Genomic DNA, 23,251 nt, shown 5'->3' on the forward strand with positions numbered 1-23,251 from the left:
ATGAGCACCGAACCCGCCTGGATGGCTGACGTCGTTTTCGACGAAAACGGCCTGATCCCCGCCATCGCCCAAGACGCCGAAAACGGCCAGATCATGATGGTCGCCTGGATGAACCGCGAATCGCTGGCCGAAACGGCAGCCACCGGCCGCGCCGTGTACTGGTCACGTTCGCGCCAGCGCCTGTGGCGCAAGGGCGAGGAATCCGGACACGTGCAGGAAGTGCACGAATTGCGCCTGGATTGCGACGGCGACGTCATCCTGCTCAAGGTCCACCAGGAAGGCGGCATTGCCTGCCACACCGGCCGCGCAAGCTGCTTTTTCCGCCGCCTGGAAGGGCCGACGGATCACGCATCCTGGGTTACGGTCGACCCCGTGCTCAAAGACCCCGAACTGATCTACAAATGACCGATCAAACGCTAAGCGCCGCCGACATCCTGGCCCGCATCGCCGACACGCTGGAAACCCGCCGCCCTGAAAACGGCGGCGACCCGACCGCGTCCTATTCCGCCAAGCTGCTGGCCAAGGGCCCCGATTCCTTCCTGAAGAAAATCGGCGAAGAAGCCACGGAACTGGTCATGGCCGCCAAAGACGGCGTGCCGGAACGCATCGTCAGCGAAACGGCCGACCTGTGGTTTCACTGCCTGGTCGCGCTGACGCATTTCAAGCTGCGGCCGGAAGACGTGCTGGCCGAGTTGGCCCGCCGCGAAGGCCTGTCGGGCCTGGCCGAAAAAGCCAGCCGCCCCAAAGACTGACCCCGGAGTCCGGAAACATGAGCGACAACTGTCTTTTTTGCAAGATCGCCGCTGGCGAGATCCCGTCCAAGAAGGTCTATGAGGACGAGGACTTTGTTGCATTTCACGATATCAATCCGGCAGCACCGGTGCATTTGCTGCTGATCCCTCGACGTCATGTCACATCCATGCAGGATATTACGGCCGAGGACGCAGGTTGGTTGGGTAGAATGATGTCGTTGGCGCCGCGGCTAGCAGCCGAAAACGGCTGCCGTCCGGGCCCTGATGGCGGATTTCGCATCATGATCAACTCTGGCGTCGAAGGCGGCCAGGAAGTCCCGCATTTGCATTTCCACATCATTGGCGGCTCGCGACCCTGGAAAGGGCGCGTGGCCCCCACCGCGTAATTCGGAGAAACATCATGGGTAGTTTCAGCATTTGGCATTGGTTGGTTGTTCTGGTCATCGTGGCGCTGATCTTCGGCACCAAGAAGCTGCGCAACATCGGTTCGGATCTGGGCGGCGCGGTCAAGGGGTTCAAGGAAGGCATGAAGGACGCCAACGGCGACAAGCCCGCGGACCCGATCGCGCAACAGCGCGTGTCCGATGACACCATCGACGTGCAGGCCAAGGAAAAGACCAACTCCTGAGCCGCGGCTCTTATCCCGGGCCCGCCCTGAAAGGGCCGGCCCTTATTGCTTCACTTCCCGAGCGGCCGTCGCATGTTTGATGTCAGTTTCACTGAACTGATGGTGGTCGGCGTCATCGCCTTGATCGTCATCGGTCCCGAACGCCTGCCCAAGGTAGCCCGCACCATCGGCCACCTGTTGGGTCGCGCGCAGCGTTACGTCAACGACGTTAAGTCCGATATCCAACGCGAAATCGAAATCGACGAGCTGCGCAAATTCAAAAGCGAAATGGAAGACGCCGCGCAAGGCGTGCAAACGTCGCTGAATGAAACGCACGCTTCCTTGCAAGAGCCGGTTCAGCAGTTTCGTGCCGAACTCGACGAAGTGGCCCGTGAAGCCAATGGCAAGGTCGCACCCGTGATCGTGGGCGACGCCCCGGCTCCCGCTGCCAGCGCCCCGGCCGAATCCGCGCCCGAACCCGCACGCACCATCGCGCCCCCCGGGCAAAGCCACAATCTGGATCTGGATCTGCCTCCCGCATCCGAATCCAGCCCGGCTGCGCCCCCCGCCTCTCAACAACCTGCCCCGGCGCCCCGCGCGCCCAAGGCTGACGACGCCGCGCCCGCCGCCAAGCCCGTCCCGCCCTCCGGAACACCGACGTGACCCAGGACGCTTCCCAAGAAGAAGGCCAGCAAGAGACCTTCATCTCCCACCTGGTCGAATTGCGCACGCGGCTGCTGCGCGCCGTCGGCGCGGTTGTGGCCGTGTTCATCGTGCTGTTCATCTATCCCGGCGCATCGGCCATCTATGACGTGCTGGCGGCCCCCATGCTGGCGTCGCTGCCCGAAGGCACGCGCATGATCGCCACCGGCGTCATCACGCCGTTCATGGTGCCGGTCAAGGTCACGATGATGGCGGCGTTCATCGTGGCGCTGCCCGTCGTGCTGTACCAAGCCTGGGCCTTTGTGGCGCCCGGTCTGTACCGCCACGAAAAGCGCCTGGCGCTGCCGCTGATCGTCTCCAGCACGTTCCTGTTCATCGCGGGCATGGCGTTCTGCTACTTCGTGGTGTTCCGCACGGTGTTCCATTTCATCGCCACGTTCGCGCCGCAGTCCATCACGCCGGCCCCGGACATCGAGGCCTACCTGAGCTTCGTCATGACGATGTTCATGGCGTTCGGGATCACCTTCGAAGTGCCCGTGGCCGTGGTGCTGCTGGTGAAGATGGGCGTGGTCGAACTGTCCAAGCTGCGGGCCGCGCGCGGCTACGTGGTGGTGGGCGCCTTCATCATCGCTGCCGTGGTCACGCCGCCCGACGTGGTCAGCCAGTTCATGTTGGCGGTGCCGCTGTGCCTGCTTTATGAAGTTGGGCTGATTTGCGCCCGCATGGTCACGCCCAAGCCCGGCGCGGCCGACGACGCCGTCTCTGACTCACTGACCGAGCGTCACTGACAGCGCGTCGCTGAGCCTGCGTCGCGTGGGGCCGCCTTCGGGCGGCCCTATTCGCATCCGCCGCCTGTATCTGCCGCTCGTACTGCGCAATTCATGGTGCAAGAAGCGGCGCAAGACTCCATGCAAACGCGGCACAGTATCGGACTCTTTCACTCTTGTCGGCGCCCGGCCGCCACCCTACATTGTGGGCATGTCGCCTGCTCAAAGGCTGCGCGCCCTGATGCGGTGGCGCGGCATCCACAGCCAAAACCAATTGGCGCGCCTTTCCGGCGTGCCGCAATCCTGCATCCACCGAATTCTTACCCGCGATGAGCACTACGCCCCCTCGCGCGCCACCTTGCTACGGCTGGCGAAAGCGTTGGATACCACCGTCCCTTGGTTAAGCGACGGCGTGGTGAGCGTGGCGGAAGTTGGCTCAAGCTGCTTGCCAGCGACTTCCACGCCGGATGCGCCGGCAGCCGCCCCGGACAGCTACTGCGCCGAGATCGGCGCATTGCTGCAGAGCCAACCCGAGAGCACAAAAAAAACCGTGTTGTCGATGGTGCGCCTGCTGGTCGAACGGCAGCCGCCCGATGCCTAGCGGCGTGCAAGCCAGGCGCCACCGCAGCCCGCTAGCGCGGCTTGCCGGGGCGCGTGCCCACCACCACGGCCACCTCGACCGCCTTGCCTGCGCGCAAGACGCCCAGCGTGGTGCGCTGGCCAGGCGGCAACTGCGCAATCTCGGCCAGCAATTGGGTGGTGTCGGCCATGCGCTTGCCATTGACCGTCTGCACGATATCGCCCACGCGCAAGCCGGCGCGCGCGGCGGGGCCGTCGCGCATCACGCCGGCAATGATCACCCCGCGCGTGTCATTCTTGAGTTCAAACGCGCGAGCAAGCTCGGGCGTCACGTCCTGCGGTTCCACGCCCAGCCACCCGCGCTTGACCGAGCCCGTCTTGACGATGTCGTCCATCACCTTGCGCGCAATCTCGATCGGCGTGGCAAAGCCGATGCCCATCGACCCGCCCGATTCGGAATAGATAGCCGTGTTGATGCCCACCAGATTGCCCTCGGCGTCCACCAGCGCACCGCCAGAGTTGCCCGGGTTGATGGCCGCGTCGGTCTGGATGAAGTTTTCGTAGGTGTTCAGCCCCAGCCCATTGCGCCCCAATGCCGACACGATGCCCTGGGTGGTGGTCTGGCCCACGCCAAACGGGTTGCCTATCGCCAGCACCACATCACCCACCCGCAGGCCACGGTCGGCGGCCAGCGTGGCGGCCGGCAGCGTCCGCAACGAACTCAGCTTCAGCACCGCCAGATCCGTATCCGGGTCCGCGCCCACCACTTTCGCGGTGTCGCGCCGGCCGTCGCTAAGCGCCACTTCGATGGCGTCAGCCGCCTGCACAACGTGATAGTTGGTCAACACATGGCCGTCCTGGCTCACGATGACGCCAGAGCCCAGGCTGGTCGTTGCCTGACGCCGGCTCACGCCCGGCACCTGCCCGAACAACTGGCGCAGCACCGGATCGTCGGGCAGCGGCACCAGCGGCACATTGACATGCTTGGTCGTGTAGACGTTCACCACCGAGGGCGCCGCGCGCGCCACGCCGTCCGCATACGATACCGGCCCCACGCCGCTGCCGGCGGTTGGGCGCGCGGCCGCCGCGGCGGCAGGCGGCGCGGCCCCCGGCCCGGCAAGGCGCAGCAGGTCCGGCCGCAAGGTGGTGACCACGAATAGAATACCCAGGCAGACCGTGACGGCCTGAGCAAATATCAGCCAATATCGGCGCATGATTCTGATAGGACGAGCAATGAAAAAAGTGGACTCTCACGTGCTGGCCAGTTGGCTGGACGACACCCTGCAAGCCGCCCGCTTCAAGGACTATTGCCCCAACGGCTTGCAAGTGGAGGGCCGATCCGAAGTCGCACACATTATCACCGGAGTCACCGCCAGCGAAGCGCTGCTGCGCGCGGCAGTTGAACGGGGCGCGGATGCCGTGCTCGTGCATCACGGCTGGATGTGGCGCAACGAAGACCGGCGCGTGATCGGTACGCGCCGCACACGCATGGCGCTGGCACTGAAGAACGATCTGAACCTTTACGCCTACCATTTGCCGCTGGATGCGCATCCCACGCTGGGCAACAACGCGCAACTGGCCCGCGTACTGGGCCTGACGCCCGCGCGGCGCGATGATGGGTCGCCGCTCACCTGTGGGCAAGACAATCTGGTGTGGCTGGGCGAGGCCTCCGGCCTGAAGACGCTGGGCCAACTGGGCGCGCGCGTGGCCGAACGGTTGGGCCGGCAGCCACTGGTGGTGGGCGACCCGGATCAACCCTTATCAAGCGTGGCGTGGTGTACGGGTGGTGCGCAAGGCATGCTGGCCGACGCCGTGGATGCCGGCGCCAGCGCTTACATCACAGGCGAAGTGTCTGAATCCACTGTGCATCTCGCGCGCGAGACCGGCGTCGGCTTTATCGCGGCCGGCCACCACGCCACCGAGCGCTACGGCGTCCAGGCGCTGGGCCAGGCCGTGGCAGAGCAATTCGGCATCAAGGTCGAGTTCATTGACCTTGATAATCCGGCATAAAGCGGGGACGCCCGCTGCGGTTCAGTACCCAGCGGGCCGCAAGCCCGTGGCGCGCGCGCCACGCAGCCCTTGCAGTGTCTTACTTCTTGAGCAGATCGCGGATTTCGCGCAGCAGCGCCACGTCTTCGGGCGTTGCGGCCGGCGCGGCCGGTGCTTCCTCGGCCTTGGTGCGGGCCTTGTAGATGGCCTTGACCATCCAGAAAATCACGAACGCCAACAACACGAAGTTGATGAGGATCGTCACGAAATTACCCCAGGCGAACACGGTAGCGCCCGCTTTGGTCAGGTCGGCATACGTCATCGGGCCGTTGTAGCCGGCAGGCATCGACAGCACAAAGAATTTGTTCGAAAAATCGACTGCGCCACCCAGGATGAAATTGACCAAAGGCATGATGATGTCTTTCACCATCGAATCGACGATCCTGCCGAACGCCGCGCCGATAATGACACCCACCGCCAGGTCAACCGCGTTGCCTTTTACAGCGAAATCTCGGAATTCTTTGACGAAACCAGTCTTTTTGCTCATAAAAGCACTCCCATCGTGATACGCCCTTGAGTGGGCTGGCGCTATAATACGCGGTTGCTATGTTGTTACATATTCCCGCGAACCCGATGCCGCAGAAATGATGCTACTCGTAGAGCGGGCGCATCAACAAGGATAGGAAGATGAGTCAGGATACGCTGGTGCACGATGATGACGGTGCGGTTGATCCCAACCTGCCACCTGATCCTTCGCGACGTTTCTGGGTTACCACCGCCTGTGCTGTGGGTGGCGTAGCAGGTGTCGCAACGGCAGTGCCGCTTGTGAGCACATTTTCTCCCTCTGAAAAGGCCCGCGCGGCCGGGGCCCCCGTTGAAGTGGATATCGGCGATATACCCGTCGGCTCCATGAAAACCGTGGAATGGCGTGGGAAACCGGTGTGGATCATGCACCGTTCTCCCGAACAGCTCGCCGCCCTCAAGACGCTTGACCCCTTGCTGGCCGACCCGGAATCCGAGCGGCCTGGCTACACTCCCGAATATGCCAAGAACGAAGTTCGCTCGCGCAAGCCCGAGATCTTCGTTTGCGTCGGCATCTGTACTCACTTGGGCTGCTCGCCCACCTCGCACTTCGAAACAGGCGGCGGTGGCGGCATGGGTGCCAATTGGCAAGGCGGATTCCTCTGCCCCTGCCACGGCTCCACGTTCGACCTGGCTGGCCGGGTCTACAAGAACAAGCCTGCTCCCGATAATCTCGAAGTTCCGCCGTACCAGTATCTGAGCGATACCCGCATCATTGTGGGCGTCGATGAAGACAACAAGGCCTGACGCTCGCGTCGCGCTTTTTTCCCGATTACGTAAGTAAAACAAATACGCCACGTATTAGAGAAGGAGCCGTTACATGGCTGGCGAGAAAACCGTCGAGACAACAGGCCTGTTGGGGTGGCTGGACCGGCGTTTTCCGGTGACATCCACCTGGAAAGCCCATCTGTCCGAATACTACGCACCAAAGAATTTCAACTTCTGGTATTTCTTTGGCTCTCTGGCCTTATTGGTCCTGGTGCTGCAGATCGTGACCGGCATTTTCCTGGTCATGCATTACAAGCCGGACGCCGAACGCGCGTTCCAGTCCGTTGAATACATCATGCGCGAGGTCCCCTGGGGCTGGCTCGTGCGCTACATGCATTCGACCGGCGCATCGATGTTCTTCGTTGTCGTCTACCTGCACATGCTGCGCGGGCTGCTTTACGGTTCCTACCGCAAGCCGCGCGAACTCGTGTGGATCTTCGGCGTGGCGATCTTCCTCTGTCTGATGGCGGAAGCCTTCTTCGGTTACCTGCTGCCGTGGGGCCAGATGTCGTATTGGGGCGCCCAGGTGATCGTGAACCTGTTCGCCGCCATTCCGTTCATCGGCCCGGAACTGTCCATCTGGATCCGTGGCGACTACGTCGTGTCGGACGCCACCCTGAACCGCTTCTTCGCCTTCCACGTCATCGCGATTCCGCTGGTGCTCGTGGGCCTGGTCGCGGCTCACCTGGTGGCGCTGCACGAAGTCGGCTCGAACAACCCGGACGGCATCGAAATCAAGCAGGGTCCGAAAGACAAGTACGGCCGGCCCAAGGATGGCATTCCGTTCCACCCGTTCTATTCCGTGCATGACCTGATGGGCGTTGCGGGCTTCCTGCTCGTGTTCGCGTTCATCGTGTTCTTCGCGCCGGAAATGGGCGGCTACTTCCTCGAGTACAACAACTTCATTCCTGCTGACTCGCTGAAGACGCCGCCGCACATTGCACCGGTCTGGTACTTCACGCCGTTCTATTCGATGCTGCGAGCCACCACCGACGAATTCACGTGGGTACTGGCGGGCGCATCGGTACTGGGCGCGCTGGCGTTGCTGATCAAGAGCAACCTGCGCGGCATCCTGCGCATTGCCATCCCCGGCATCCTGATCGTCGTGGCCGTGCTGCTGCGCGTGATCGACGCCAAGTTCTGGGGCGTGGTGGCCATGGGTGGTACGGTCGTCATCCTGTTCTTCCTGCCCTGGCTGGACCATTCCCCGGTCAAGTCGATCCGCTACCGGCCCACGTGGCACAAGTGGATCTACGGCATCTTCATGGTCAACTTCCTGGTGCTCGGCTACATCGGTACGCAGCCGCCCAGTCCGCCGTTGAACATCACGTCGCAAATCGGCACGCTGCTGTACCTGGCATTTTTCTTCCTGATGCCGGTCTGGAGCCGCCTTGGCACCTTCAAGCAAGTGCCCGAGCGCGTTACGTTCCACGCCCACTGAGCCCACCAGATAACGGATTAACCATGATCAAGAAGCTGATTGGTGCCGTGGCCTTGATGCTCACGTGTACCACCGCATTTGCCGCCGAAGGCGGTTTCCCCCTGGACAAGGCGCCGTACCGCGTCAACGACATGTCGTCGCTGCAAAACGGCGCCAAGCTGTTCGTCAACTACTGCCTGAACTGTCATAGCGCGTCCTCGATGCGCTACAACAAGCTCAAGGACATTGGCCTGACCGACCAGCAAATCAAGGAAAGCCTGCTGTTCACCGGTGAAAAGGTGGGCGACATGATGCACATCGCCATGACGCCCCAGGACGCCAAGAAGTGGTTTGGCACGACGCCCCCGGATTTATCCGTGATCGCCCGCGCCAAATCGGTCAACGCCGGCCCGTCCGGCGCCGACTACATCTACACCTACCTGCGCACCTTCTACCGCGACACGTCGCGCGCCACGGGGTGGAACAACCTGGTTTTCCCGTCCGTGGGCATGCCGCACGCCCTCTGGGAACGCCAGGGTCCGCGCGAGCTGACGACCGTGGCCATGCATGAAGTGGAAGTCAAGGATGCCAAGGAAGGCGCGCCCAAAAACTGGGAACGCATCACGACGGTGTACGATGCTCAAGGTTTTTCCACGGTCAAGGCCGAACCGGTAGCTGATTACCACGGCCATGCCACCTTTGATGCCAAATTTAAGGCCGCCAACCCGGCCCAAGTCGCAACATACGACAACGACGTCGCAGACCTGACCGCGTTCATGTCCTGGATGGCTGAGCCCGTCCAGACATTGCGCGTCCGTATCGGCGTCGGTGTCATGTTGTTCCTGCTGTTGTTCTTCCTGGTTACGTGGCGCTTGAACGCCTCGTACTGGAAACACGTGCGCTAACCGCAACGCCCCGCCAGGCATGCAAGCCGCTACCTCATTAATAAGGGACGGCAACGGAGGATAGGGCCGTACGCCTATCCCGCCTGGCAATTGGGGCCAGCGCCTGCTAGATTTAGGCGCTGGCCTTTCGTTTTTCATAAAGGACTTTCACCATGATGGTGCTCTATTCCGGAACCACGTGTCCGTTTTCGCAACGCTGCCGCTTCGTGTTGTTCGAAAAGGGTATGGACTTCGAGATCCGTGACATCGACCTGTACAACAAGCCCGAAGACATCGCGGTGATGAACCCGTACGGTCAAGTGCCCATCCTGGTCGAGCGCGACCTGATCCTGTACGAATCCAACATCATCAACGAGTACATCGACGAGCGCTTCCCGCATCCGCAACTGATGCCGGCTGATCCCGTCATGCGCGCCCGTACCCGCCTGTTCCTGTACAACTTCGAGAAGGAACTGTTTGTTCACGTCTCGACGCTGGAAGACCGCAGCACCAAGCCCGACGAGAAGAAGCTGGCCAACGCGCGCCAGAACATTCGCGATCGCCTGGCCCAGTTGGCCCCGATGCTGCTGAAGAACAAGTACATGCTGGGCGAAGAATTCTCGATGCTCGACGTGGCCGTGGCTCCGCTGCTGTGGCGCCTGGATCACTACGGCATCGAACTGCCCAAGAACGCGGCTCCGCTGCAAAAGTACGCCGAACGCATCTTCTCGCGCCCGGCCTACATCGAAGCGCTGACGCCTTCGGAAAAAGTAATGCGTCGTTAAGGCTGGCTGTGTGATGGGTGAAACTTCGACCAAACCGTATCTGATCCGCGCACTGCATGAATGGTGCACCGACAACGGCTACACGCCGTACATCACCGTGCAGGTCGATGAGCACACCATGGTGCCCGTCGCGCATGTCCGTGACGGTCAGATCACACTGAACGTGGGCACGTTGGCCACCAACCGCCTGGTGCTGGGCAACGAATTCATTGAATTCCAAGCCCGCTTCAGCGGCGTGACCGAAAACGTCTACGTTCCCGTCGGCGCCGTCAGCGCCATCTACGCGCGCGAAACCGGCGCGGGCATGGGCTTCGAAGTGCAGCCCTACGAACCGCCGGAAGCAGGCGCCCAAGGCGCGGCGGAATCCGCAGCCCTGGAAGGCGTCGAGGCCCAGGCCGACGCCACGCCCAGCGACGACGGCGGCAACGACGACGAACCCAAGCGCCCGCGCCTGACTATCGTCAAGTAGTGTGCGTGACACGAAGACGGCGTGCCTGGCACGCCGTCTTTGCTTTTCCGCTTCACTGAACCCAACAGCCTCACGCTGACGCCTGAAGTAGCCACTCGTGCCTGGGGTCGTTGCGAAACGCCCATTCGCGTCGCGGGCCCGCCATCGTGTTCAGGTAGTAGAGATCGTAGCCATGGGGCGCGACGCAGGGGTGGTAGCCGCGCGGCACCATCACGACATCGTGATCTTCCACGGCCATGGCCTCATCCAGACTGCGATCATCGGTATAGACGCGCTGAAACGCGAACCCCTGCGGCGGATTCAAGCGGTGGTAGTACGTCTCTTCCAACTGCGTTTCGCCCGCTGCCGCCGTGTCGTGCTTATGCGGCGGGTAGCTTGACGCATGCCCCGCCGGGGTGATCACTTCGACCACCAGCAAGCGCTCGGCCTCGTCGCCTTCCGGCAGGATGTCGCACACATGCCGCGCATTGCTGCCTTGCCCGCGAACGCTGCGTTGCATCGACATCGGCTCGATCACGCGCGGAGCATGGCGCCCCAGCGCGGGGGCAAAGCAAAGTCCCAGCTCAACATTCGTGATCGCGCGTATCGACACGCCTCTGCCTGGCGGCACGTAGACGGCATAGGGCGACACCGGATCAAACACGGACATGCGGCTACCCAGCGCCCGATAGCGGTGCGCGCCGACGCCTACATCCACCTCGCCAGCCAACACCACAATGCAGCATTCGCGCGCGTCCGTACTGAATAGCTCCTCTTCATCGGGCAGCATGCGCAACGCACGAAACCCCACATGCCCCCACCCCGCGCTGGCGGGCGTGACTTCCACGATCTGCCTGCCGCTTGCGCTGGCCTTGATCAATAAACTCATGCCTGATCTCCCTGAAGGTCAGCCACCATGGCGGACAAGGTTTGATAGCCCAGCTTTGCATATTGGTAGGACGGTGCCACGGCGGGATCCTGCTCGGCCTCAACCACGAGCCAGCCTTGATACCCCGCGTTGCGCAATGCCGCCAAGACCGCGCGAAAGTCGATGCAGCCGTCACCGGGCACCGTGAACACGCCGTTCATCACCGCATCCAGGAATGACCAACCCTCGTTGCGAGCCGCCCTCGCGATGCCGGGCCGTACATCCTTGCAATGCACGTGCACGATGCGACGCGCGTGCCGCGTCAATTGCGCCACAACGTCGGTATCCAGGCCCGCGACGGCACCCGCCAGATAGCAATGCCCCGTGTCGAACAGCAGGCCCACGTTCTGGTCAGTGACCGCCATCAATCGGTCGACGTCGTCGGCCGTTTCAACATAGGCGCCCATGTGATGGTGATACGCCAGGGTCAGGCCGTAGCGCGCTTTCAAGTGCTCGCCAAAGGCGTTCAAACGCTTGCCATAGTCGTTCCAGGATGCGTCGCTGCGCCAGCGCGGCCGCTTGGCCAGGGGTGTGCCGCGTTGCCCCTGGATCGAATCGGCAACCTCGCCATAGACCACCACGTTGCAGCCCTGCGCCTGCAACTTTTCCATATGCGCCGCGCTGTCGCGGATCTCTGCATCCACGCCCTGATGGGCGAGTCGGCCCGAATACCAGCCGGATACGCATGCCACGCCATACTCCGCCAACACGGCCTTCAGTGCCTGCGGCGACTGGGGAAACTTGTTGCCCAGTTCGAAACCCGCGTAGCCGATCCGCGCACCTTCAGACAATGCCGTTGCAAGCGGCGTGTCGCCGCCTAGCGAAGGCAGGTCGTCGTTGCTCCACGAGATGGGATTGACACCTATGCGCACCTTCCACGCAGACTCTCTGTTCACGATGCCAGCTCCTTCAAAGTACCTGTCGGCGTTTGTCGGCGACGTAGGCGGCGTGGGCCGCTTGCGCTTGAACGCGGTCGGACACTTCCGGCACGGCCACGTCCCACCAGCAACCGCCGTCCGACGTCGTGCGAGACGCCGACGTGTCAATGACCAACACCGTGCTTTGTTGACGGCTGCGTGCCTCGCGCAAGCGCAGTTGGAGTTCGGTTACGTCAGCCACGTGCTCGGCATGCGCGCCAAGGCTGCGGGCGTGCGCCGCAAAGTCGATACGTGGGGCGATGCCCGCAGGGGCGATGCAGTCGTCCAGCAAGTTGTTGTAGTTCTCGCCGCCGCAAGCGTGCTGCAGGCGGTTGATGCATCCAAAGCCACGGTTGTCGAGCACCACGATGATCAGCTTGATCCCCAGCATGACCGAGGTGGCAATCTCGGAGTTCATCATCAAGTAGGAACCGTCGCCCACCATCACAATGACTTCCTTGTCGGGCTGGGCCAGCTTGACGCCCAGGCCACCCGCGATTTCGTATCCCATGCAGGAATAGCCGTACTCCACGTGGTAGCCGCCCGGCCGGCTGCTGCGCCACAGTTTGTGCAGTTCGGCGGGTAGCGTCCCCGCGGCGCACACGACAATGTCGTGGCTCGCCGACGCCGCATCGGAAGACTGCACCGCGCCAATTACGTCGGCTTCGTAGGGCAAGCCATCCGGCGCCGCCGTGGTCAAGGCCAGGACCCGTTCACGCCATTGCGCCCCAAGCCGCCGGGATTCCTCCGTCCACTCGGTGTCGGCGCGCCAGCCGGCCAACGCGTTGCCCAACTGCGCCAACGCAAGCGCCGCGTCCGCCACGAGGGCCTGCCCACGCCGCTTGCCGGCGTCCAGCGCCTGCACGTTGATGGACAGCAACGGCGTGTCGCCAAACAGGGCGTTCGATCCGGTTGTGAAATCCTGCAAGCGCGTGCCCACGCCGATGATCAGATCCGCCCGCGCGGCCATGGCGTTCGACGCGGGGGAACCGGTGACACCGATGGCCCCCAGATTCATGGGATGGTCCCAGGCAAGCGTGCTCTTGCCGGCCTGCGTTTCGGCCACCGGCACACCATACGCCTTGGCAAACGCGGCCAGCGCTTCCGACGCCTGGGCGTAGAGCGCGCCGCCGCCCACCACCAACAACGGCCGGCGCGCAGCACGAATGGCCGCCACCGCGCGCCGCAGCGCATCCTCGTCGGGAGGAGGGCGCAGAAAATGCAGGGGCGCGGGCTGCAGGAATTCAAGCGGGCAATCAAACGCCTGCGTCTGCACATCCTGCGGCAGGGCCAGCGTGACTGGCCCGCACAGCGCGGGATCGGTCAGCACCTGAATCGCGCGCGGTAACGCGGTCAAGATCTGCTCGGGCCTGACCAGGCGGTCGAAGTACCGCGACACGGGCCGGAACACGTCATTGGCCGTCGTGTCGCCATCGCCAAAGGGTTCAAGCTGCTGCAGCACCGGGTCGGGGGCGCGTGAGGCAAAGGTGTCGCCCGGCAGCAGCAGGACCGGCAAACGGTTGACGTGCGCAAGCGCCGCGGCGGTGACCATGTTGGTGGCGCCGGGGCCGATGGATGTCGTGGCCGCCATGATGCGCCGGCGCATGTGCGCCTTGGCATAGGCGATGGCCGCGTGCGCCATCGCCTGCTCGTTGTGGGCGCGCAAGACGGGCAAGGCGTCGCGCGACTCTGCCAATGCCTGACCCATGCCCGCCACATTGCCATGACCAAAGATTGCCCACATGCCACCCACGTAGGGCGTCAGCGTGCCGTCCGGCTCTTGAACGCGCAACGCGGTCAGATAGCGCGTGAGGGCTTGCGCCATCGTCAGGCGCAGGGTTTGGCGGGCGCTCATGACGCGGCCCTTTCGGTGGACGCGGATACGATGTCGGCGCGGGCCACCATCGTCCTGTGGGTGTCGGAACGGCTCGCTTGCCAGCCGGTGATCAAGCTGCGAAAGCTCGCGGCAACCTGATCGACCAATTCCGCATCGGCGATATCTTCGCGCAGCCAGGCCGCGGCGGGCTCGCTCCAGACGCTGCGGCCGATCATGAAGCCCTTCACCACCTGTGCCCGCGCTTGGGCAAAGCCCTGCAATAGCGTCGGCACCGGCTGGTTCAAACCCAGGATGACCGCTCCCCGGCAATGCGGGTCGCGTTGCGCCACCAACAGATCCAGCGCCTCCCAGGATTCGGCCTCCATCATGCCCAGCTTCCACCACTCCGGCCGGATATCCAGGTTGTACAAGCGCCGTACCGAACGCAGCACGGCAGCATCGGCGGTATCGCCGAAGAGCATGTCGTCAGGGGGAATGATTTCCAGCAGCAGTTCGTGGCCGCTATGGCGCGTGGCCTCCCAGACATGCCGCAGTTGGTCTTCCTGCGCGACGCGCAAATCCGCGTCGTCATCGGGGTGGTAATGCACCAGGCATTTCACCACCTGATCGCGCGGCCATTGCTGCAAACGCGAGGCCAGGGACCGGCCGCCATCGAAGCGCAACGGGCGCGAGCCCGGCAGCTCGATGGGCCGGCCCACCCACCACCCCCGGCCGGTCGACTCGTGCAGGCTTTGTTCGCCATAGACGTCGTCAATCAGCACCCCGATGCGGCCTTGCACGCCGGGCGCCTGGGCCACCACGTCGACCGCCCGCACGATCAGGCGCTTGAGCGCCGCGATATCCGCATCGGACCGGCCATGGCTTGCCGCCAACTCGTGAAACTGCGAACGATGGTCGAACGCCAGCACATAGAGTTCGTGCCAATCGGGACGCGGCGTGGTCACGCGGTGCAAATGCGACAACATGACGTCGGTGTCCGGCTGCCGGGATTTATTCCCCGACAACCAGTAGCGCAGTTCGGCTTGCGTGGGCATGGCGGGCGCGCAGCCGTGCCGCGACACCACGATGGCGCCGCATGCGTTCGCCATGCGCGCCGACTCCTCCCAACCCTGTCCACGCAGCAATCCCGCCATCAACCCTGCTGCGAAGGCGTCCCCCGCGCCCAACACATTGAGAACCTGCACGTCTTCACCCACGACGTTGAGCGCGTCCTCGATGCGTTCGGGCACATCACCCGGCACAATGGCGCAGCCGTAGGGGCCGAGTTTGATCACGAGCACGGCCGCGCTGTGGGCGCGCACCGTTCGCAACGACGCCATCAGGTCCGTGGGCACGCCGCCGGCGATCAGGAATTCTTCTTCGGTGCCGATGATCAATTCAAAATGGCCCAGCAAGGCCAGCAACTGCGCGCTGACCTCGGCATCGGGCACATAGCGGCGTTCGCCGTCGCCCCGCTCGGCCAAGCCCCACAGCACCGGGCGGAAATCGATATCCAGAACCCGCGTCACGCGATGTTGCGCCGCCAGTTCCAAGGCGCGCAGGGACGCCTGGCGCACGCGCGCGGTGCTCAGATGCGTACCCGTGACCAGCAGCGCCCGGCATTGCGCAATGAAGCCGGCGTCGATGTCATCAGCGTCCATGGCCATGTCCGCGCAGTTTTCGCGATAGAACAGCAGCGGGAACGTGTCGCGGTCCTTGATGCCAAGCAGCACCAATCCCGTCAGCCGTTGCGGATCTTGCCGCACCTGGCTGACATCGCACCCCTCGGCCTGCAACGCGCCCAGCAAAAAGCGCCCCATCTGCTCGTCGCCCACGCGGGAAATCATGGCGGACTTCAGGCCCAGGCGCGCCGCGCCGGAAGCGATATTGGCGGAAGAACCGCCCAGGTACTTCGCAAAGCTGGAGACCTCTTCCAGCGCGCATCCAATCTGCTGCGCATACAAATCCACGGCCAGACGACCCAGGCAGGCCAGGTCAACACGGCGACCTTCGGGAAAGCAAAGTTGTTTCATGGCACCCTCAGACGATCACGCCTTCAAGATCACGCATCAAGGCCTGCATTTCGGCCCCCCCCGCCATCATGTCCAGCACCTCTTCCTTGGAGATGGCGTCTTTCCGGTACGTGCCCAAGGATCGGCCCCGATTCAACAGCGTGAAGCGGTCGGCGACGGGGTAGGCATGGTTGACGTTGTGCGTGATGAAGATGACGGCGATGCCGCGTTGGCGCGCCGTGGCGATCAGCTTGAGCACATTGGCCGATTGCTTGACGCCCAGCGCCGCGGTGGGCTCATCCAGAATCAGCACCCGGGCGCCGAAGTGCATGGCGCGCGCGATCGCCAGGCATTGCTTTTCACCGCCCGACAGAGTGCCGACGGCCTGCTGGGGATCACGCACCCGGATGCCCATTTCGCCCAGCTTCTCGCGCGCCGTGCTGGCAGCCTCGCGATGATCCATGACCGGCAATACGCCCAGCCACCGGCGCGTGGGTTCTCGGCCCATGAAGAAATTGCGCGCGATGCTCATCAGCGGCACCAGCGCCAGATCCTGGTACACCGTGGCAATGCCGGCGTTCAGCGCATCACGCGGCGACGTAAAGCCGGCAGGCTTGCCGTCCAGGAAATAGCGCCCTTCATCCGGCGGATGCACGCCCGCCAGCGTCTTGATCAGCGTCGACTTGCCGGCGCCGTTATCGCCCAGGAGGCAGTGCACTTCACCGGCACGCAATTGAAAGGTCACCCCGTTTAACGCAATAACCGAGCCGAACGTCTTGCGTACGCTTTCAAGTTCAAGGATGGCTTCGCTCATGGTGGACTCCTTCAATGCCTGGCCACGGCGACGCGGCGGCGCACGATGCTGTTGAAGACCACCGCCAGCAGCAGCATGATGCCCAGGAAAACGCGATACCAGTTGTTGTCGATGCTGGTGTAGCCGATGCCGATCTGCACGACGCCGAAGATCAGTGCGCCAAACGCCGCCCCGACCACGGACCCAAACCCGCCCGTCAGCAGACACCCACCGATGACGGCGGCGATGATGGCTTCAAACTCTTTTTGCAGGCCGCGATCCGCCGCGGCCGAGCCGGCGTCCACCACTTGCAGTACGGCGAACAAGGCCGAGCAGAAGGCCATGATCATGAACAGGATGAGCTTCACCCGCGCAACGGGTATGCCCATGTTCTTGGCCGCCGAGGCGTGCCCGCCGGCGGCCAGCACCGCGTTGCCAAACCGCGTGCGCGCCAGTACGAAGGCACCGATTGCCGCCAGGCCCAGCCACCACGCCACGACCTTGGGCAGGCCGATCGCCAGCGCGCCGCCTCCATCGCGCGCATCGATCCAACCCATTGCCGCCAGGCCGTCGAACAGGCCCGTCAGCAGATAGCCTTGGAAGAGCGTCTGCATGACCCAATCGGATTCCAGCAGGTCGCGCAAGATTAAGGGGCCGTTGGCGCTGATGATGGTCTTGCCGGTGAACAGCGTGGACAAGGCCAGCGTCAATCCGCGCAGGATGTAATAGAACGCCAGCGTGACGATGAACGAAGGCAGGCCGGTGCGGATGACCAGATACCCGTTGAGCGCGCCAATGGCGATGCACAGGCCGAACATGAACAGGCACGCCAGCCATGGCGGCCACCCCCAGTACAGCGTGGGGATCGCCAGGCCCATGCCGGCAAAGCCGATCATCGAGCCGATGGACAAGTCGAATTCGCCGCCAATCATCAGCAAGGCCGCGCCAGTGGCCAGAATGCCGATGAAGGCCGCCACCGTCGCCCAGTTGACGATGCCTTCGGCGCTGAACATACCGGAGCCTCCGGCCACCAGGCCGAACACCAGGAAAACCGCCACCGTTCCAGATACCGATGCCGCTTCCGGCCTGCCCAGCAGGCGCTGTGACCATGCCAGCGATTGCACACGCTCGTCGGGCGATGACGGCATCACTGCCGAGCCTTCTGCCATGTCGTGCTCCTTCGCTTAGCGGTACTGGCCGGCGTACTTCTCCACCTTGGAAAGATTCTCCTGGGTGATGAAGCCCGGCCCCGAGCTGATGTGACGCGGTCCGTACACCGGCGTCAGCCCGTATTCCTCGAACCGCGCGACGGCCTTCGCGTTGGCTTTCAGCGCGGCTTGAATCGACTCGGCCGGCGCGGCGCCGCGCGCGCGATCCGCCTTCATCGCCACCATGACGGCTACGGGGATGTAGCCCTGCAGGAAGGGTTGCTGATCGATGGCGAACTGCACTGTGCCGGCCTTGATGGCGCGAGCGAGCTCGTCGGACAGGTCGAACGAGGCAAACCAGATCTTGTTCGTCAGCCCGGCCTTTTCCAGCAGGCGCAAGGTGGGGCCCGCCGCATCCGGACCCAAGGCCAGAATGCCCTGTGTGTCGGGGTGCTGGCGCAAGTACGCGGACACCTTGGATTCCACCGCACTGGGATCCACGCCCCCGGTATCAAGCGTGCTGGCCCGGAAATCCGCGCCGATGGCATCGGCAAAGCCCTTGCAACGTTCGAAGGAAACGGGGTTGGTGGCGTAGTGATTCACGCATAGGAAGCGTTCCACGCCGGCCGCCTTCGCGCGCAGGCCGGCCGCGTAACCGGCATCGTATTCGGGCTGGCCCACATGCATGATGGCGCCCAGTTGCTCGGACTGTTCGGCCGACCCGGAATTGATGGTGATCAGCGGGATGCGCTTGGCCCGGACTTTCTCCAACGCGCGCTGCAGCACGTTGAAATCGGCAATGGTGACCATCACGCCGTCATAGTTGGCGGCGGCCGCCTGTTCGATCAGACGCGCCATTTCCGCGATATCGCCGGTGGCGGGATTGCGGTAGTCCACCTGCACCCCGAAGTCCTCGCCCGCCTGCTTGAGCGAATTCTTGATGACGTTCCACCAGGAATCGGAATCAGGCGCGTGGCTGATCAAGACGTATTTGTCGGCCATCGCTGGCGAGACGCCCAGCAGGAATGCGCTGAACAACAAGGCGCGCAGTGTGAATTTGAATCGCGGGTGCGTCATCTGTCTTCTCCGTGCGGCGTTGCGGCAGGGCGGCGGGCTTGTGTCGTCAAGCCCTTGCCGTTCCAGCGTCTGGCCGATCAATGTGCAGGGATCATAGGCCGGAATGGAATTTAATTCGTGGGTGTAAACCCTATAGAAATTATTTTCTAACTATTCTTATAGATTCCTATAATTCTTTCGATCCGCCTCCGATACCCAGCCTTCCCAATCGCCGAGCCGCCATGCCGAAATCCGCCACCAAGACCGCCCCCTACGCCACCGTCGCGCAATTTCTTGGCGACATCTCGCTTCAGTACCCGGGACTGAGCCGTCAGCTCAAAGCGGTGGGCAGATACATCGAGCAAAACCGTGACCATGTCGCCCTGGACCGCATCCAGGACATGGCGGAGCGTTGCCTGGCGCAGCCGTCGGCGATCGTCCGCTTCGCCAAGCATTTCGGGTTTTCGGGTTTTTCGGACATGCAGCAACTGTTTCGTGACGGCATGGCGCAGCAGATTGCGCCGGGCCGCAGCTACCAGGACCGGATTCGCGACCTGATCGAATCCACGCCCGAAAACCTGTCGTTGTCGACCTTGTCGCACGAAGTCATCGGCGGCGGCATCGCCAGCCTGGAAGCCCTGTCGCGCGATCTGGATCCCAAGGCTTTCGATGCCGCGGTAAGCCTGCTGGAAGAGACGCCTGCCGTATGGGTGGTGGCGTCGCGTCGCTCATTTCCGGTGGGCGCGTATCTGGCCTATGCGCTGCAGCACACCCGCAAGGCCGTGCATTGGATGAGCGGATTGGGCCACATGCAAGAAGGCCAGCTACGCAGCTTGGGCGCGGGCGATGTGATGATCGCCATCTCCTTCATCCCCTATGCCGAAGAAACGGTCGCCACCGTGACGGAAGCGGTGGCCCGCGGCGCGCGCGTCATCGCTATTTCCGACAGCCAGATGAGCCCGATCGCGCGCGTGGCCAGCGCCACCCTGGTCGTGCAGGAAAGCTCCACCTTCGGTTTCCGATCCCTGACCAGCACCATGAGCCTGGTGCAATCGTTGTTCATCGCGCTGGCCTACAAACTGGAATTGAAGTTTGACGCCAGCGAAACCGGCGCCGCGCAAGCGCGCGCCAGACCCTGACCCCTTTGCGGAGGCTACAGCATGAAAGTCGCACTCTTTGGCGCCGGACGTATCGGCGCTATCCACGCCGCCAACCTGGCCGCCATGCCAGGCCTGACACTGGCGACGGTGTGCGATCCCGCCACCGGCTTGGCGGATGCGCTGGCGGACAAGCACGGCGCGCGCCGGGCAAGCGAGCAAGACGCCTTGAACGACCCCGACATACACGCCGTGCTGATCTGCTCGTCGACCGACACGCACAGCGACTTGATCCTGCGCGCCGCGCACGCCGGCAAGCACATCTTCTGCGAAAAGCCGGTGGACCTGTCCATCGAGCGCGCCATCCGTTGCCAGGACGCCGTGGCCGCCGCAAACGTGCGCTGCATGATGGGCTTCCAACGCCGCTTTGACCCCACCTTCGCCTCGGCCCGCAATCGCTTGCAACGCGGCGAAATCGGCGCCCCGGAAATGCTGATCATCACCAGCCGCGATCCGGGCGCGCCCAGCCAGGCGTATGTGCGGCAATCGGGCGGCATGTTTCGCGACATGCTGATCCACGACTTTGACGTCTTTCGCTGGCTGCTTGGCGAAGAGGCAACGATGATCCATGCAAGCGGCTCGTGCCTGACGGACCCGCGCATTGCCGAGGCCGGCGACATCGATTCCGCCGCCGTGACGCTGCGCACGGCCAGCGGAAAACTTTGTCAGATCAACGCCTCGCGTCGGGCTGCCTATGGGTACGATCAGCGCTTCGAAATCCTGGGTTCCGACGGCATGCTGGCCTGCGGCAACCATCGTCCCACCGAGGTCGAGCACTGGACGGCAGCGGGGCTCATCCAGGACGTGCCCGAGCCGTTCTTCCTGCAGCGCTACCGGGAAGCCTACCGGCTGGAGCTGGACCATTTCTTCACGCAATTGCGCTCGGGCGGCGCGCTCTGCACCACGATCGCCGATGGCGTCGCCGCGCAACGGCTCGCGGATGCCGCCACCCAATCCCTGTCCAGCGGCCAGCCGGTCGAACTTTGAGAGGCGTCACCATGAGCACTGCAAGCGCACCCTTGCGCGTAGGTATCGCCGGCCTGGGCCGGCTTGGGCGGCGGCACGCTGAAAACCTGGCGTTTCATACGCCAGACTGCATCTTGACGGCAGCGTGCAGCCCCGTCGAAACCGAGCGCGCCTACGCTGAAGCCACGCTGGGCGTACGCAAGACATACAGCGATTTCCATGCCTTCCTGCACGACCCGGAATTGGACGCCATCGTGCTGGTCACTCCCACGTCCCTGCATGCCGACCAGGCAATCGCCGCACTGCAGGCAGGCAAGCACGTCTTCATCGAAAAACCGTTGGCGCTAGATGTGACGGATTGCCTGCGGGTGGAGGTCGCCGCGTCGGCACGTCCCGACCTGATCGCCATGGTGGGCTTCGTCAGGCGCTTCGACCCCAGCCATGCCCACGCCTTCGACAGCGTCCGGCAAGGCGACATCGGCCGGCCATTCCTGGTGCGCTCGCAAACCTGCGACCGCCTGGATCCGGACGGCGGGTTCCTCGCCTTCGCGCCCACCTCGGGCGGCATCTTCATGGATTGCAGCGTGCATGACGTCGACCTGGCGCGCTGGATGCTGGGCAACCCCAAGGCCACGCGCGCGTTCGCCAGCGGCACCATTGCGGTTCACGAGGACCTGGCCGCCATGGGTGACGTGGACAACGGGCTGGCCATTGTTGAATTCGAGGGTGGCGCCCGCGCCGTGTTCTATGCGTCGCGCACATTCGCGCACGGACACGAACAACACACCGAAATCATCGGTACGCAGGGCAAGCTATTGATCGGACAGGGCGCGCCACGCGACCATGTTGTGCGCAGTGATGTGCACGGCGTGCGCCATCAGGCGACGGCCGATTTCTTCGAGCGCTTCTCCGATGCCTTTCGGCATGAGCTGACGGCTTTCGTAAACGCCTGCCGCACAGGCGGCGCCTCGCCGCTGTCGCTGCAAGACGCCACCGAAGCCACACGTATTGCCCGCGCCATCACGGCATCGCTGCATCACGGCCAACCGCAAGAGATTCAGCGATAAAGGCGGTCGGCGGACCCGTTTTCCCCCGGGGGACCGCTGACCTTACAAACACGGCAATATTCATTACAATGCAGACCCTGCGCGTGCCCCGGCACGCCGTGCCGGTGTAGCTCAGTTGGTAGAGCAGCTCACTTGTAATGAGAAGGTCGAGGGTTCGATTCCTTTCACCGGCACCAATCCGCAGCGCAAAAGAATCGCAAGATAGTCTGAAAGCCCGCACCCGTTAAGGATGCGGGCTTTTTATTTTAAAAATCCCATAGGCACTCAACGGGCCTACAGCCGCCATGACATCGTCTGATTTCCATGTTGCCCGCGCGTCGCAGCGGCTAATTGGCCATGCCCCGGACTACACTCGTGCCCATTCCCTGGTTTGAAAAAACTCGGCGGCGTGAATACCAATCATCTTCCGGGGGCCCAACAAAAACGCTTTTGGCAAAAAAAGTGGCCAAGAGAAGTTCTGTTTAACGGCCCTCCCATTATCGTTGCCGCTTCGGCTGCCGTAAAAAGCTGGCGCGAGCCCCTTTTCGATGAATGGATGTTTGGGCTTGCTACGGCCACCTGCGTCTGGCTGATAGTGGCCACCCTGGTGCGCGTCGCGAGCGCGCGCGCTGAAGATGAGAAGGATGGTCCGGCGGTCATCCACGAAGGACTCTATGCAGCCGTTTCCACGGTCCATACCATGCTTTCCGAATGGTGCCAGAAACGCAATTTCGGGGCGGACATCCGCGCGACCTTTCACCGAGTCGTCCCACCCATTCGCGAACCTCGAGAAATCGAACAGATCATCAATTACGCGGGCGCGAGCGGCGAGGGCGTTGGCCGGACATTTCCTATCCATACCGGAATAACCGGTAGGGCCATCCGAAATAAGAAGCCGTTGGTGATGTCCAGTCAAAACGGCACGGAAGAACCGCTCCGCACCGAACTAGTGAGCGACTGGGGATACACGGAAGCAGAAGCCCGCAAACTTGGGCCTGGTCGCTATTCTGCAATGGCCGTGCCGGTTCTGGACCGTTCTGGACGGCATCCAATTGGCGTGATCTACTTCGATTCGAGTGACCGCGCACTATTTGAACGCGATGACGTTGTGGAGATCGTTGGCGTTGGTACCAAGGCCATTAGCGACTTTGTCACGAAAAGGTATTGA

26 protein-coding genes and 1 tRNA gene are annotated in these 23,251 nt (G+C 63.2%); 18 read left to right on the forward strand and 9 right to left on the reverse strand.

Translation table 11 applies throughout. The annotated features are described in order from the left end of the window. From hisI to CVS48_RS05160, 7 genes are all read left to right on the forward strand, one after another. On the forward strand, nucleotides 1-405 hold the full coding sequence (gene hisI, locus CVS48_RS05130) for a phosphoribosyl-AMP cyclohydrolase (protein ID WP_100853534.1): 405 nt from the start codon (nucleotides 1-3) through the stop codon (nucleotides 403-405). Beyond that, the gene (locus tag CVS48_RS05135; protein ID WP_100853535.1) at nucleotides 402-752 is read left to right on the forward strand and encodes a phosphoribosyl-ATP diphosphatase; all 351 of its coding nucleotides are present in this window, start codon (nucleotides 402-404) and stop codon (nucleotides 750-752) included. The genes hisI and CVS48_RS05135 overlap by 4 nt, the downstream gene beginning before the upstream one ends. A gap of 17 nt (nucleotides 753-769) precedes the next feature. Next, nucleotides 770-1,138 (forward strand): histidine triad nucleotide-binding protein, encoded by a 369-nt coding sequence (locus CVS48_RS05140; protein ID WP_100853536.1) that lies wholly within the window; start codon nucleotides 770-772, stop codon nucleotides 1,136-1,138. A gap of 14 nt (nucleotides 1,139-1,152) precedes the next feature. Then, nucleotides 1,153-1,380, forward strand: a complete 228-nt coding sequence (tatA, locus tag CVS48_RS05145) for a Sec-independent protein translocase subunit TatA (protein ID WP_100853537.1) — start codon at nucleotides 1,153-1,155, stop codon at nucleotides 1,378-1,380. A 72-nt stretch (nucleotides 1,381-1,452) separates the two neighbouring features. Further along, nucleotides 1,453-2,022: a Sec-independent protein translocase protein TatB gene (gene tatB / locus CVS48_RS05150; RefSeq protein WP_100853538.1), complete on the forward strand. Its 570-nt coding sequence runs from the start codon at nucleotides 1,453-1,455 to the stop codon at nucleotides 2,020-2,022. Then, entirely contained in the window at nucleotides 2,019-2,810 is a 792-nt protein-coding gene (gene tatC / locus CVS48_RS05155; RefSeq protein ID WP_100853539.1) for a twin-arginine translocase subunit TatC, read from the forward strand. Before tatB ends, tatC begins: the two co-directional genes overlap by 4 nt. Before the next feature lie 190 nt (nucleotides 2,811-3,000). Then, nucleotides 3,001-3,390, forward strand: coding sequence for a helix-turn-helix domain-containing protein (locus CVS48_RS05160; protein ID WP_100853540.1), 390 nt, complete (start codon nucleotides 3,001-3,003; stop codon nucleotides 3,388-3,390). A gap of 31 nt (nucleotides 3,391-3,421) precedes the next feature. Here CVS48_RS05160 and CVS48_RS05165 read toward each other — a convergent pair whose 3' ends face one another. Beyond that, on the reverse strand, nucleotides 3,422-4,582 hold the full coding sequence (locus CVS48_RS05165; protein ID WP_100853541.1) for a trypsin-like peptidase domain-containing protein: 1,161 nt from the start codon (nucleotides 4,580-4,582) through the stop codon (nucleotides 3,422-3,424). Between the two features lie 19 nt (nucleotides 4,583-4,601). On the opposite strand from CVS48_RS05165, the gene CVS48_RS05170 reads away from it, so the two are divergent. Next, nucleotides 4,602-5,378, forward strand: coding sequence for a Nif3-like dinuclear metal center hexameric protein (locus CVS48_RS05170; RefSeq protein ID WP_100853542.1), 777 nt, complete (start codon nucleotides 4,602-4,604; stop codon nucleotides 5,376-5,378). Nucleotides 5,379-5,457: 79 nt separating this feature from the next. On the opposite strand, the gene mscL is transcribed toward CVS48_RS05170, so the two are convergent. After that, the gene (gene mscL / locus CVS48_RS05175) at nucleotides 5,458-5,904 is read right to left on the reverse strand and encodes a large conductance mechanosensitive channel protein MscL (protein ID WP_100853543.1); all 447 of its coding nucleotides are present in this window, start codon (nucleotides 5,902-5,904) and stop codon (nucleotides 5,458-5,460) included. Nucleotides 5,905-6,044: 140 nt separating this feature from the next. Between mscL and petA the strand changes: the two genes are divergently transcribed. The 5 genes from petA to CVS48_RS05200 all read left to right on the forward strand — a co-directional run bounded on the left by petA (nucleotide 6,045) and on the right by CVS48_RS05200 (nucleotide 10,265). Next, on the forward strand, nucleotides 6,045-6,686 hold the full coding sequence (gene petA / locus CVS48_RS05180; RefSeq protein ID WP_100853544.1) for a ubiquinol-cytochrome c reductase iron-sulfur subunit: 642 nt from the start codon (nucleotides 6,045-6,047) through the stop codon (nucleotides 6,684-6,686). A 73-nt stretch (nucleotides 6,687-6,759) separates the two neighbouring features. After that, entirely contained in the window at nucleotides 6,760-8,148 is a 1,389-nt protein-coding gene (locus CVS48_RS05185) for a cytochrome b (protein ID WP_100853545.1), read from the forward strand. Between the two features lie 23 nt (nucleotides 8,149-8,171). Beyond that, nucleotides 8,172-9,032, forward strand: a complete 861-nt coding sequence (locus CVS48_RS05190; RefSeq protein WP_100853546.1) for a cytochrome c1 — start codon at nucleotides 8,172-8,174, stop codon at nucleotides 9,030-9,032. A gap of 152 nt (nucleotides 9,033-9,184) precedes the next feature. Further along, nucleotides 9,185-9,796 carry a glutathione S-transferase N-terminal domain-containing protein gene (locus tag CVS48_RS05195; RefSeq protein WP_050448901.1) on the forward strand — a complete coding sequence of 204 codons (612 nt, stop codon included), beginning with the start codon at nucleotides 9,185-9,187 and terminating at the stop codon, nucleotides 9,794-9,796. Nucleotides 9,797-9,809: 13 nt separating this feature from the next. After that, on the forward strand, nucleotides 9,810-10,265 hold the full coding sequence (locus CVS48_RS05200) for a ClpXP protease specificity-enhancing factor (protein ID WP_100853547.1): 456 nt from the start codon (nucleotides 9,810-9,812) through the stop codon (nucleotides 10,263-10,265). Between the two features lie 70 nt (nucleotides 10,266-10,335). On the opposite strand, the gene iolB is transcribed toward CVS48_RS05200, so the two are convergent. The 7 genes from iolB to CVS48_RS05235 are packed head-to-tail and all read right to left on the reverse strand — an operon-like array spanning nucleotide 10,336 to nucleotide 18,935. Continuing rightward, nucleotides 10,336-11,133: a 5-deoxy-glucuronate isomerase gene (gene iolB / locus CVS48_RS05205; RefSeq protein WP_100853548.1), complete on the reverse strand. Its 798-nt coding sequence runs from the start codon at nucleotides 11,131-11,133 to the stop codon at nucleotides 10,336-10,338. Next, a complete protein-coding gene (gene iolE, locus CVS48_RS05210) occupies nucleotides 11,130-12,068 on the reverse strand; it encodes a myo-inosose-2 dehydratase (protein ID WP_100853549.1) in 939 nt (312 codons plus the stop codon). Before iolE ends, iolB begins: the two co-directional genes overlap by 4 nt. A 13-nt stretch (nucleotides 12,069-12,081) precedes the next feature. Next, nucleotides 12,082-13,944: a 3D-(3,5/4)-trihydroxycyclohexane-1,2-dione acylhydrolase (decyclizing) gene (gene iolD, locus CVS48_RS05215; protein ID WP_100853550.1), complete on the reverse strand. Its 1,863-nt coding sequence runs from the start codon at nucleotides 13,942-13,944 to the stop codon at nucleotides 12,082-12,084. Next, complete coding sequence (locus CVS48_RS05220) at nucleotides 13,941-15,938, reverse strand: bifunctional 5-dehydro-2-deoxygluconokinase/5-dehydro-2-deoxyphosphogluconate aldolase (RefSeq protein ID WP_100853551.1); 1,998 nt, start codon at nucleotides 15,936-15,938, stop codon at nucleotides 13,941-13,943. Before CVS48_RS05220 ends, iolD begins: the two co-directional genes overlap by 4 nt. 7 nt (nucleotides 15,939-15,945) lie before the next feature. Beyond that, nucleotides 15,946-16,731, reverse strand: a complete 786-nt coding sequence (locus CVS48_RS05225; RefSeq protein ID WP_100853552.1) for an ATP-binding cassette domain-containing protein — start codon at nucleotides 16,729-16,731, stop codon at nucleotides 15,946-15,948. A gap of 11 nt (nucleotides 16,732-16,742) precedes the next feature. Continuing rightward, nucleotides 16,743-17,879 carry an ABC transporter permease gene (locus CVS48_RS05230; protein ID WP_100853553.1) on the reverse strand — a complete coding sequence of 379 codons (1,137 nt, stop codon included), beginning with the start codon at nucleotides 17,877-17,879 and terminating at the stop codon, nucleotides 16,743-16,745. A gap of 15 nt (nucleotides 17,880-17,894) precedes the next feature. Further along, the gene (locus CVS48_RS05235; protein ID WP_100853554.1) at nucleotides 17,895-18,935 is read right to left on the reverse strand and encodes a sugar ABC transporter substrate-binding protein; all 1,041 of its coding nucleotides are present in this window, start codon (nucleotides 18,933-18,935) and stop codon (nucleotides 17,895-17,897) included. Between the two features lie 221 nt (nucleotides 18,936-19,156). Here CVS48_RS05235 and CVS48_RS05240 point away from each other — a divergent pair, with 221 nt between their 5' ends. The 5 genes from CVS48_RS05240 (at nucleotide 19,157) to CVS48_RS05260 (ending at nucleotide 23,251) form a co-directional block, all read left to right on the forward strand. Continuing rightward, the gene (locus tag CVS48_RS05240) at nucleotides 19,157-20,053 is read left to right on the forward strand and encodes a MurR/RpiR family transcriptional regulator (RefSeq protein ID WP_100853555.1); all 897 of its coding nucleotides are present in this window, start codon (nucleotides 19,157-19,159) and stop codon (nucleotides 20,051-20,053) included. A 21-nt stretch (nucleotides 20,054-20,074) separates the two neighbouring features. Next, entirely contained in the window at nucleotides 20,075-21,058 is a 984-nt protein-coding gene (iolG, locus tag CVS48_RS05245) for an inositol 2-dehydrogenase (RefSeq protein WP_100853556.1), read from the forward strand. Between the two features lie 11 nt (nucleotides 21,059-21,069). Then, nucleotides 21,070-22,104, forward strand: a complete 1,035-nt coding sequence (locus CVS48_RS05250; protein ID WP_100853557.1) for a Gfo/Idh/MocA family oxidoreductase — start codon at nucleotides 21,070-21,072, stop codon at nucleotides 22,102-22,104. Nucleotides 22,105-22,204: 100 nt separating this feature from the next. Next, nucleotides 22,205-22,280: transfer RNA gene (locus tag CVS48_RS05255), tRNA-Thr, on the forward strand. A 194-nt stretch (nucleotides 22,281-22,474) separates the two neighbouring features. Beyond that, the gene (locus tag CVS48_RS05260) at nucleotides 22,475-23,251 is read left to right on the forward strand and encodes a GAF domain-containing protein (RefSeq protein ID WP_242001362.1); all 777 of its coding nucleotides are present in this window, start codon (nucleotides 22,475-22,477) and stop codon (nucleotides 23,249-23,251) included.

Source organism: Achromobacter spanius, from assembly GCF_002812705.1.
Classification (GTDB): Bacteria; Pseudomonadota; Gammaproteobacteria; order Burkholderiales; family Burkholderiaceae_B; genus Achromobacter; species Achromobacter spanius.